At 65.3% G+C, this 9,694-nt stretch carries 8 protein-coding genes; 5 read left to right on the top strand and 3 right to left on the bottom strand.

The features are described 5' to 3' along the window. Together AC1DRP_RS31360 and AC1DRP_RS31355 are read right to left on the bottom strand one after the other, a co-directional pair. Positions 1-1,151 (bottom strand): aldehyde dehydrogenase family protein (locus tag AC1DRP_RS31360; RefSeq protein WP_476770540.1); only part of this gene is annotated, 1,151 nt, incomplete at its 3' end. Further along, positions 1,148-2,254: a mandelate racemase/muconate lactonizing enzyme family protein gene (locus AC1DRP_RS31355; RefSeq protein WP_476770539.1), complete on the bottom strand. Its 1,107-nt coding sequence runs from the start codon at positions 2,252-2,254 to the stop codon at positions 1,148-1,150. The genes AC1DRP_RS31355 and AC1DRP_RS31360, both read right to left, overlap by 4 nt. Positions 2,255-2,420: 166 nt before the next feature. Between AC1DRP_RS31355 and pdxR the strand changes: the two genes are divergently transcribed. Then, positions 2,421-3,905 (top strand): MocR-like pyridoxine biosynthesis transcription factor PdxR, encoded by a 1,485-nt coding sequence (pdxR, locus tag AC1DRP_RS31350; RefSeq protein ID WP_476770538.1) that lies wholly within the window; start codon positions 2,421-2,423, stop codon positions 3,903-3,905. Between the two features lie 191 nt (positions 3,906-4,096). Beyond that, complete coding sequence (locus tag AC1DRP_RS31345; protein WP_441506671.1) at positions 4,097-5,707, top strand: GMC family oxidoreductase; 1,611 nt, start codon at positions 4,097-4,099, stop codon at positions 5,705-5,707. A gap of 165 nt (positions 5,708-5,872) precedes the next feature. Here the strand turns inward: AC1DRP_RS31345 and AC1DRP_RS31340 are convergent, their stop codons facing one another. Next, positions 5,873-6,103: a twin-arginine translocation signal domain-containing protein gene (locus AC1DRP_RS31340; protein ID WP_441506670.1), complete on the bottom strand. Its 231-nt coding sequence runs from the start codon at positions 6,101-6,103 to the stop codon at positions 5,873-5,875. Positions 6,104-6,582: 479 nt separating this feature from the next. Here AC1DRP_RS31340 and AC1DRP_RS31335 point away from each other — a divergent pair, with 479 nt between their 5' ends. The 3 genes from AC1DRP_RS31335 (at position 6,583) to AC1DRP_RS31325 (ending at position 9,409) form a co-directional block, all read left to right on the top strand. Then, positions 6,583-7,317 carry an outer membrane protein gene (locus AC1DRP_RS31335; RefSeq protein WP_476770537.1) on the top strand — a complete coding sequence of 245 codons (735 nt, stop codon included), beginning with the start codon at positions 6,583-6,585 and terminating at the stop codon, positions 7,315-7,317. A 1,293-nt stretch (positions 7,318-8,610) separates the two neighbouring features. Next, the gene (locus AC1DRP_RS31330) at positions 8,611-9,099 is read left to right on the top strand and encodes a CYTH domain-containing protein (RefSeq protein WP_476770536.1); all 489 of its coding nucleotides are present in this window, start codon (positions 8,611-8,613) and stop codon (positions 9,097-9,099) included. A gap of 64 nt (positions 9,100-9,163) precedes the next feature. Beyond that, positions 9,164-9,409 carry a hypothetical protein gene (locus AC1DRP_RS31325; RefSeq protein ID WP_441509168.1) on the top strand — a complete coding sequence of 82 codons (246 nt, stop codon included), beginning with the start codon at positions 9,164-9,166 and terminating at the stop codon, positions 9,407-9,409. Positions 9,410-9,694 lie beyond the last annotated feature (285 nt).

Genomic DNA, 9,694 nt, shown 5'->3' with positions numbered 1-9,694 from the left:
CGATAGAACCAGCCGCCGCCGCATTCGCCTGCGGGAACGATGCCGCCGCCGATCAGGATGCGGTTGCCGGCCGTACGCGCCCGCTCGACATGGGCCTCGATGCGCGCGAGCTGCTGCAGCGAATTGATCGGCCCGATGCCGGCATCGCTGAAGCCATGGCCGAGCTGCATCGCTGAAACGCGTGCGACGAGCCGGTCGAGAACCTCGCCCGCGATCGGCGCCTCCAGGATCAGCCGCGAGCCGGCCGAGCAGATCTGGCCGGCATTCTCGTAGATCGCGCCGAGCACACCCTCGACCGCCGGCCCGATCTCGCAATCGGCCATCAGCGCGACGGGGGATTTGCCGCCGAGTTCGAGCGCCAGCCGCGTGACATGCCCGGCCGCCGCCCGCATCACGCGCTGGCCGGTCGCGACCGAACCGGTGAAGGTGATGTGGTCAATGCCGGGATGGGCGACGAGTGCTGCGCCCGCCTCCGCTCCCGTGCCGGCGACGACATTGAGCACGCCGTCGGGCAGGCCGGCCTCATGCAGCAGTTCCGCCAGCATCAGCGTGGTGAACGGCGTCTGCTCGGCCGGCTTGACGACGAGGGTGCAGCCGGCGGCGAGCGCCGGCGCGATGCCGCGCGTGGCCGTCGAGAGCGGATAGTTCCACGGCACGATCTGCGCGACGACGCCGACCGGTTCCTCGATCGTCACCCCGAGGTAGTCCGGGCCGAGCGGCACGCTGTCGCCATGCAGCTTGTCGGCGGCCCCCGCATAATAGGCGAAGGCACGGATGACGCCGCCGACATCGCCCTCGGATTCGGCGAGCAGCTTGCCGGAATCGAGCGTCTCGACCACGGCGAACCGCGCCGCCCGCTCGCGCAGCAGATGGCTCGCCCGCATCAGGATTTCGCCGCGGGCCGCCGGCGTCATCTGCGACCAGGGGCCAGACAGCGCCGCTCGTGCCGCCGCGACCGCCGCCGCCACATCCTCGGCTGAGCCCGCTGCGACGCTGGCGAAGGGGACGCCGCGGCCGGGGTCGAAACTCTCCATCTCCCGCCCCGAGACGGAGGCAATGAGCCGGCCGCCGATGAAATGCCCGCGCGGCAGACCTGCCAGGGTACCGGTGCGTCGCGCTTCCTCGACCAGCTTCTCCCGGTCGAGGGTCACGCCGACACCTCGGTCACGCGATACTCGGCCCGGTCCAGCCAGCTGGGCTCGATCTCGACGCCCCAACCGGGCTCGGAGGGGATTGCGACCATGCCGTCGCGGGCCTTGGGCGGGTTGCGCAGCAGCCCCTGCTCCCAAGGGTAATAGTCCGGACCCTCGATCGAGAATTCGACATAGGGGCCGGCATTGGCGAGCGCGCCCATGACATGCAGGGTGAACACCGTCACCAGCGACTGGTTGGCGGAATGGGGCGTCACCGGGAGGCCCGCCTCGGCCGCCCAGCGCGCCACCGTCAGCATCCGCCCGACCCCGCCGAGATAGCAGATATCGGGCTGCACCACGTCGACGACACGCCCGTCGATCATCGCCCGCCAGATCGCGAGGTCGCAATCCTGCTCGCCGCCGGTGACGTCGAGATCGAGCGCCTCGCGGACCTCACGCGTCCAGGCATGTTCCCAATAGGGACAGGGCTCCTCGAAATGGACGATGCCATGGTCCTGCAGCATGCGGCCGACCGCGATCGCGCTTGCCGGCGTATAGCCGCTATTGGCATCGACCAGCAGCGTCGCCTCGTCGCCGAGCGCGGCGCGGACCTGCGGCACGATCGCCTCGGTACGGCCGGGCCATTCATCGAGGTCGCGGCCGCATTCGCGCCCGACCCGGAACTTGAAGGCGCGGTAGCCATGGGCGTCGCGCAGCCGGGCCAGGCGCTCGGCTTCAGCCTCGGGAGTGATCTCGCCGCGCTTCATGCTGGAGGCGTAGACCGGGAACGGGCGCGGCGTGCCGCCGAGCAATTCGCAGACGCTCTTCCGCTCCTTGCGACCGCGCAGGTCCCAGAGCGCCGTGTCGAGTCCGGTCAGGGCCCGGCAGAGATAGGAGCCCGGGAACTTGTGCTCGCGCTCGCCGATCGTCGCGACGAGGTCGTCGACCGCAAAGGCGTCCCAGCCGATGGCCCAGCGGGCGACCTGGCGGTGGAAGACCGTCGCGGTGRTKTCGGCATTATAGGGCGAGAACTGCCCCCAGCCCTGGCTGCCATCCTCGCAGGTGGCACGGACGAAGCCGACATCCGGCGTCGTGAAGCTTTCGAGACGGGTGATCTTCATTATTGCCGCCGCCAATCCATCGCCATGGCCCAGCGCGATTGCCAGGCGGCGTGGGCTCAGAAAGGAACTTGAATTGGTCTGAACCCAAGGTCCATTCTGGCGAAAGCAGCAGTCCAATCGCAGAGATCGCGACCGGTGCTGGCTTGGGCAGGATCACTGGAGCGATATGGTCAAACGCGAAGAAGGTGTCCTGCTGCAATCGATCGTGCTGGATCGACAGGGGCAGCATGGGCTCAGCGTCCAGGTCTGCGTGGGCTTGCGCGAACTCATCCTGAGCGGCGCGCTCAAGGTCGGCGAGCGCCTGCCGGCGACGCGCACGCTGGCGCAGGAATTCGGCGTGGCCCGCACCACCATCGTCGAGAGTTTCGACCGGCTCGCCGCCGAGGGGCTGGTCGAGACCCGCGTCGGTGCCGGCACCTATGTCAGCCAGGCGCTGGCGAGCGAGCGGCCGGCCCCAGTGACCGCGGCGGTAGCCGTGCCGACCGCAAAACTCCGGCTGGCGCAGGCGATGGATTCCGCCTCAAAACTGTTCGGCACGCGCCTGCCGCACCAGCCGCGCGCCTTCACTACGGCGATGCCGGCTTTTGACGCCTTCCCGATGGCGCAATGGGCCAAGCTTTCCGGCCGGCACTGGCGCAAGGCCCGCCAGCAGGTTTTGGGCTATCCCGATCCCCATGGCGAGGCGGTGCTGCGCCAGGCGATCGCCGCGCATCTGCGGCTCAACCGCGGCATTGCCTGCGAATGGCAGCAGATCTTCATCGTCGCCGGCGCCCAGCAGGCCTTCCAGCTGCTCGCCGCGACGCTGATCAATCCCGGCGACAAGGTCTGGTTCGAGAATCCGGGCGCGATCGGCGCCCGCAACAGCCTGATCCTGTCGGGTGCCGATATCGTGCCGGTGCCGGTCGACGAGGCCGGCCTGATCGTCGAGGCAGGCCTGCGCCGCGCGCCGGATTTCAAGCTCGCCTTCGTCACACCCTCGCACCAGCAGCCGCTCGGCGCCAAGATGAGCCTGGAACGGCGGCTGGCCCTGCTGGAGGCGGCGCAGGCGAGTTCCGCCTGGATCATCGAGGATGACTGGGACGGCGAGTTCTGCTTCCAGGGCGCGCCGATGGCGACGCTGACCAGCATCGACCTGACCGGTCGCGTGATCTATGTCGGCACCTTCTCGAAGACGCTGTTCCCCTYGCYGCGCCTCGGCTTCCTCGTCGCCCCGCCGCAGCTCGCCGAGCAGATCGGCATCTGCCTCGACGCCTATTCGCCGGGCGTGCCGACGGCGCTGCAGGGCATCGTCGCCGACTTCATCGTCGAGGGCCATTTCGCCACCCATGTCCGGCGCATGCGCAAGCTCTACCAGGAGCGCCACCAGGCGCTGATCGCCGCGGCGGATGCGCATCTGGCGGGCGCTCTCACCGTCGTGCCCACCCATACCGGCATGCACACGATCGGCTTCCTGCGCGAGGGGCTCGATGCCGTTGCGGTGACGCAGACCGCCGCCCGGCGCGGCATCACGGTGGCGCCGATCAGCCGCTTCAGCCTGGAGCCGGTGGAGCGCGACGGGCTCGTGCTCGGCTTCAGCGGCTTCACGCCGGCGCAGATCCAGGCCGGCGTGCTTGGCCTGCGCCAGGCGATCGACGATCTCAATTCGACCTGATCCTGGGCCTGATCGCCGGCCTGATCCCCACCGATTGGACTGGCGCTTCGAACAGAATGGTCCTTAGCGACAAGCCCAATCCAACCTAAGACATCGGCCCGAAACGTGGATCGCGGTTTTCGGGGAAAGCCGATGCAAACACATCGCGAGCCTGATGTTCAGGCAGCGCCGGAAGCGGCAGGGAGTCCATCTTGGAGGAATGGGATGTCATCGTCATCGGCGCGGGCTCGGCCGGTTGCGCGCTGGCCGGGCGCCTCGCATTGGCCGGGCGCGGCCGCATCCTCGTGCTGGAAGCCGGGCCGCGCGACCTGAGCCCCTGGCTGCATCTGCCGATCGGCTACGGCAAAACCTTCTACCACCCGCGCCTGAACTGGATGTACCGGACGGAAAGCCAGCCCGCCCTCGCCGGCCGCCAGATCTACCAGCCGCGCGGCAAGGTCGTCGGGGGGTCGAGCGCGATCAATGCGATGGTCTATATGCGCGGCCAGCGCGAGGATTTCGACGGCTGGGAGGCGATGGGCAATCCCGGCTGGGGCTGGCGCGAGGTGCTCGCCGCCTATCGCCGCATGGAGGACCATGCGCTCGGCGCGTCAGAGTGGCATGGCGCGGGCGGCCCCGTGCATGTCGAGGACATCGCCTCGGTCGTCCACCCGCTGACCCCGATCTTCGTCAAGGCGGCGCAAGAGGCCGGCCTGCCCTTCAACCCCGATCTCAACGGCGAAAGCTGCGAGGGCGCCGGCATCTACCAGATCACGACGCGCGGCGGCCTGCGTGAATCGGCGGCACGCGCCTATCTGCATCCGGCCCGCAAGACCGGGCGCGTCAAGGTCGAGACGGGCGTGCTCGCCTCGCGCATCCTGTTCGAGGGGCGCCGCGCCGTCGGCGTCGAAGGGCAACGCGACGGCGCGCCCGTCAGCTTCCGCACCGCCGGCGAGATCATCGTCGCGGCGGGCGCAATCAATTCGCCCCAGCTCCTGCAGCTCTCCGGCATCGGCGCGCCCGCGCTTCTGGCGCAGCATGGCATCACGCCCTTGCACGCCCTGCCGGCGGTCGGCGCCCATCTCCAGGACCATCTCTGCTACGACCATGTCTACCGGTCCAGGCGGCCCAGCCTGAACGAGGCCTTGCTCTCCTGGCCCGGCCGCATCGGCATGGCGCTGCACTATGCGCTTCACCGCAGCGGCCCGCTCTCGCTCAGCGTCAATCAGGGCGGCGGCTTCTTCAAGACGCGGCCGGGGCTCGAGCGTCCGGACATGCAGCTCTATTTCTCGCCGCTGAGCTATGAGCGCGCCCTGCCCGGCGTGCGCGCCCTGATGAAGCCCGATCCGTTCTCCGGCTTCAGCACCAGCGTCTCGCCCTGCCGGCCGCGCAGCCGCGGGCATGTCGCGATCCGCTCGGCCGATCCCCATGTCGCCCCGGTGATCGAGCCGAACTATCTCTCCGATCCGGAGGATATCCGCGACATCCTGGCCGGTGCACGCTTCCTGCGCCGCCTGGCATCGGCGCCGAGCTTCGCCGCCCTGATCGAGCGCGAGATCCGTCCGGGGCCGGACTGCGCCGATGACGAGGCGCAGATCGACGCCATCCGGCAGCAGGCCTATTCGGTCTTCCACCCCTGCGGCACCTGCCGGATGGGGCCCGATCCTGCGGATTCAGTTGTCGATGCGAGCCTGCGGGTGCATGGCCTCAGCGGCCTGCGCATCGCCGATGCCTCGATCTTCCCGACGATCCCCTCCGGCAACACCAACGCTCCGGCGATGATGGTCGGCGAGCGTGCGGCCGAGATCATGCTGGCAGAGTGACGCGCACTGCGGAGGACCTTCCGTCGCTGGCGTGAGCGGCGTCGCCGTACCGGGCTTGAGATTCAAATGGCGCGCGAGACGGTGGCGACCACATCCCTACGCAGGGATGGTGCGCAGAGGGGCCGCCATCGTATCCCGCTCTTCCGCTGTACCTTCAGCAGCCACTCACTGACGGCGCTCCTCACGCCGATCGGTGCGTCCGGTGCGGCGAACGTCGCGTCGCTCCCCGCGCCCGGTGCGCCTGTCGCCGCGTCGATCCATGCCCGCGGTCTCGGCCTCGGAAGGTGAACTTGTCAGGACTGTGGCAGCCCCTGCGAGGCCCAGTGCAGCCGCCGACCACAAGAAGGAAAGGGCATGTCGACGAGAGATCACGTCCGGATTGAAGACATCGCTCATGGCAAAACTCCTTTGGATCGATGAACCGTCTTTGCTGCCCCCTTGGCCACCCCTGGCCGCCCCAGAACACCATGTTTGACGCCGGGCCAGCCGCAGCCGCAGCCTGAGGCAAGACAACCGTCCGCGTCATTCCTGGCAGGCTGGTTATGGGCTCGGCCGGCCTCGCGCACAAGATTATTCGCACGCGCCCGATGACCCAACCCCATTTCGGCCAATCATCGCCGCTCCGAATACGCATTGCGCGACCGCCGAGATCAAAGACACTCCGGTATCCCCGTCCTGACAACCTTCAAGGCGCACCCATGGATTGATTGACCTCACGTCATCGAGAATTCGCATTCATAATTGGCTAAGTGATCAAATTGTCGCTATCGGGAATATTTGACATCCATCAGTAAATTAGGCCGATTATTCGGGTTCACCGCCGCAATTTGATGTGCAACAGATAGGCTGGCCTATTCCTGACTTCGGAGGACACCATGCGACTAGGACTTGTATCCACCGCCGTCCTTGCAACCTGCCTGGCGACGTCGGCCCTCTCGGCCGATCTTCCCAGCCGCCAAGCGCCGCCTCCCCCGATCGTCTACGCTCCCGTCTTCACCTGGGCCGGATTTTACATCGGCCTCAACGCCGGCATGGGCTGGGCCGACTCGGGTAACATCACCATTACCGGGCCGACAGCTGGCTCTTCCGGAATTCTGGGCGGCAATAGCGGCGACGGCACGTTCGTCGGCGGCGGCCAGATCGGCTATAACTGGCARTCCGGCGCSTGGGTCTACGGTCTCGAGACCGATATCCAGTATGTCGGATCGAACGGCAATATGTCCTGGGGGCAATACACCTGGTGGGCAAATAATGGCGGTGGTGACGGCGGSTATTTCGGCACCGTGCGCGCCCGCATCGGTTACGCCTTCGATCGGACCCTGGTCTACATCACSGGCGGTCTGGCCTATGGCGGCCTGAACAGCAACCCRCTGACCGGCAACACGACRAGCAATGCCGGCTGGACCATCGGYGGCGGCGTCGAATACGCCTTCACCAATAACTGGACGGTCAAGCTCGAAGGTCTCTACGTCGATACCGGCGAGGGCCGACAGACCCGGGTCTTCCAAAACCCCGCGGGCGGCGTGCTCCCGGCCGGAATCTACACCGCCACCACCAGTGGCGGCGGCGGCGGCGGGATCGTTCGCGTCGGCGTGAACTACAAGTTCTGACGCGCGGCGAATGGAACTCCTGCGGTCCTGCTGGAAATAGGCGGGACCGCTGGAGGTCGTTGCAGCGGCATCGTGTAGGACGGTTGCCCGCTGTTTTACCAAACGTTGTTACGGAGCAAGTTCTATCAAACAAAGTAGCAACGATTTTCGAGGGTCAACACATGACGAAGTCGGCTATTGTTATTGTATCGATCGCTTTGCTTGCGGCAGGCGGCTGCGTTGGAGTCGGCAAGGGCAAAGGCAAGGCGCCCCCGCCGGTTGCGACGCCAATCGTCACGAAGGGCTGAATGATTTGCGCGACGGCTCATTGCCGTCGCGCAAACACACCAGTATCGGCACGTTCGAGTCATCCCTGATTATCAGCGTGGGCGATCATTAATCGGCCAGCCCGAGACGACAACGCCCCTCGCTGACGGAGTCGTGACAATGGACACGCCCCGGTAACCTCAACGCATCTTGCGCCACGCAAGGGCGGGTCCATGATGACTTCTGGACTTGGCTTGCTCCGTCGCTGGGAGGCAGGTCGGCAGCGACTTGCCATGCTAGTTCAACGTTGCGTGGGGAGCGTTGTATGCTTGTGAGGAGTAACCGCAGAGCTATCTGGCTACGCATCGGGGTCGTGCTTGCTCTCGCCGCACTTGCCATCCTCCCAATGCTGCTCAAATAACCGCGCGACTAGCAGGCCGCTGGCTCCGGTCGGACGGCGAAGCCGCGCCGCCACTTGTCAACTCTGGGGTCAAGAGTGGATGCTCTCTGAGAGAATAAGGCTGAGGCTGAGGTAAACGAAGGCTGGGTTGGCCCGAAAGCGGGCGCAGTCAGCGTCGGGAATGGGACCGAGCCCGGTAGCCAGAGACTGATCTTCAAATGTCTCAGACGGGTCGAGAGCGGTGATCAGGTGCTCGCTCGAAACCTGACGTTGGCGAGCTTGCCGCAAAGCGGACTTCGCCATGGTCTGAGAAGGGTGGTGAGCGGAAGGTCGCGGGCGTCACGGCGCAGGGTTGGACCGCGCCATTGCAGACATTCGCCTGGAGCCCAGAAGCGGACATCCCACTGGACGCGCCACGCGTCGCGTGGCGKTGTTTTGCACCGGGGCGCTACCGATACACCGGTCCCAATCTATCGGAGCCCCGGATGGCGAGCGCGGCCGGCACTCGCGGCATAGGCGCGCGGTATTTCTATTTTTTCTTTACTCACACATGAATGGCGCTCTCTTATAGGGCGCCTACACTAGCTTTGCGTTACACGGGCGGTAGACGCCCGTCCTCTCGCAACGACCGCCGGTAGGGTTGCGATATGCACGTTGAAATTGAGCGAAAGTTCCTTGTAACGGGCGATCAGTGGCGGAGCGTGGTTAAGAGTGAGCAGCACCTGCGTGATGGACTGTTGGCTCAATTCGGTGGCGGAAAGGTCCGCGTTCGTCTTGGAGCAAACCGAGCATGGTTGACGATCAAAGGCCCCCGGGTTGGCGCCACGCRCTCTGAGTACGAATATGAAATTTCCTGTGCCGATGCCGAGGAGATGCTGAGTACGCTTTGCAATGGGCAGGTTATTGAAAAGACGCGCTTCCTTGTGCCCTATGACGGCCTGACATGGATGGTCGATGTTTACGAGGCTGCTTTGGAAGGTCTCGTGATTGCCGAAATCGAGTTGGAACATGAAGGCCAAGTTGTAGAATTACCGACCTGGGTCGGCCCGGAAGTGACGAATGACCCCAAATACAAGAAGACGCGGTTTCAGAAGCGCCTGAAGAACGGTAGAGAGTTCGGTTATGCCTCAATCTAAGCTCGTGCGCTGTCGCTATCGGCGCAGAAGGATCCTTCTATAAAGCCAAGAGCAGGAGGGTATCATGGCTTCGAATAATGAAGAAATCGGCAGGACCATACTTAAGCTTGCTCATCATTATCGCGATCCGAGTGAATTGCTCTCTGCCATTCGCAAGAAGCATCCCGACGCTAAGAAGAAGGAAATTACCCTTGCTGCGCTGGCGATAATGATTGAGCAGGTCGAGTCTGACGCGGCTGAAGAGAAGAAGTCGACACGCCCAGCGAAAGCCAAGCGAGCTGCCGAGCAGGGGCAGCATTCGCCGCGTTAAGTGGTGACAGTGCCCTCCGACGCGGCCCTCTGGGCTGATTGCCCAGAAGCGGACATCCTAGATGTCCAGAAAAGGCCAACCTCACCCTCGGCTTGCTTGGCCGCGAATGTCTCACATGGGGTCGATTCTGCCCTTTCGATGTCGGTTTGAAAGCTGACTTTGATCGGTCGCCTTCAACTCGGCTTCTTCGCCCTAATCTTCTCAGCTAATCAGTCTGCCGACTTCGGCAGGACGCCCATGATCGCCCGTCCGCGCTCAGTGAGCGCGTAGGTGTTGACGCCCCCC

The sequence above is a fragment of the Allobosea sp. 01N443 genome (genome assembly GCF_056399325.1).
Note: the sequence above shows the minus strand (reverse complement) of the source record. Positions and strands in the feature narration are given on the sequence as shown.

Coding starts and splice junctions, on each gene's coding strand:
- AC1DRP_RS31340 (WP_441506670.1), bottom strand. CDS start 6,103: ATGAGCGATGTCTTCAATCCGGACGTGATCTCTCGTCGACATGCCCTT.
- AC1DRP_RS31325 (WP_441509168.1), top strand. CDS start 9,164: ATGGCTTCGAATAATGAAGAAATCGGCAGGACCATACTTAAGCTTGCT.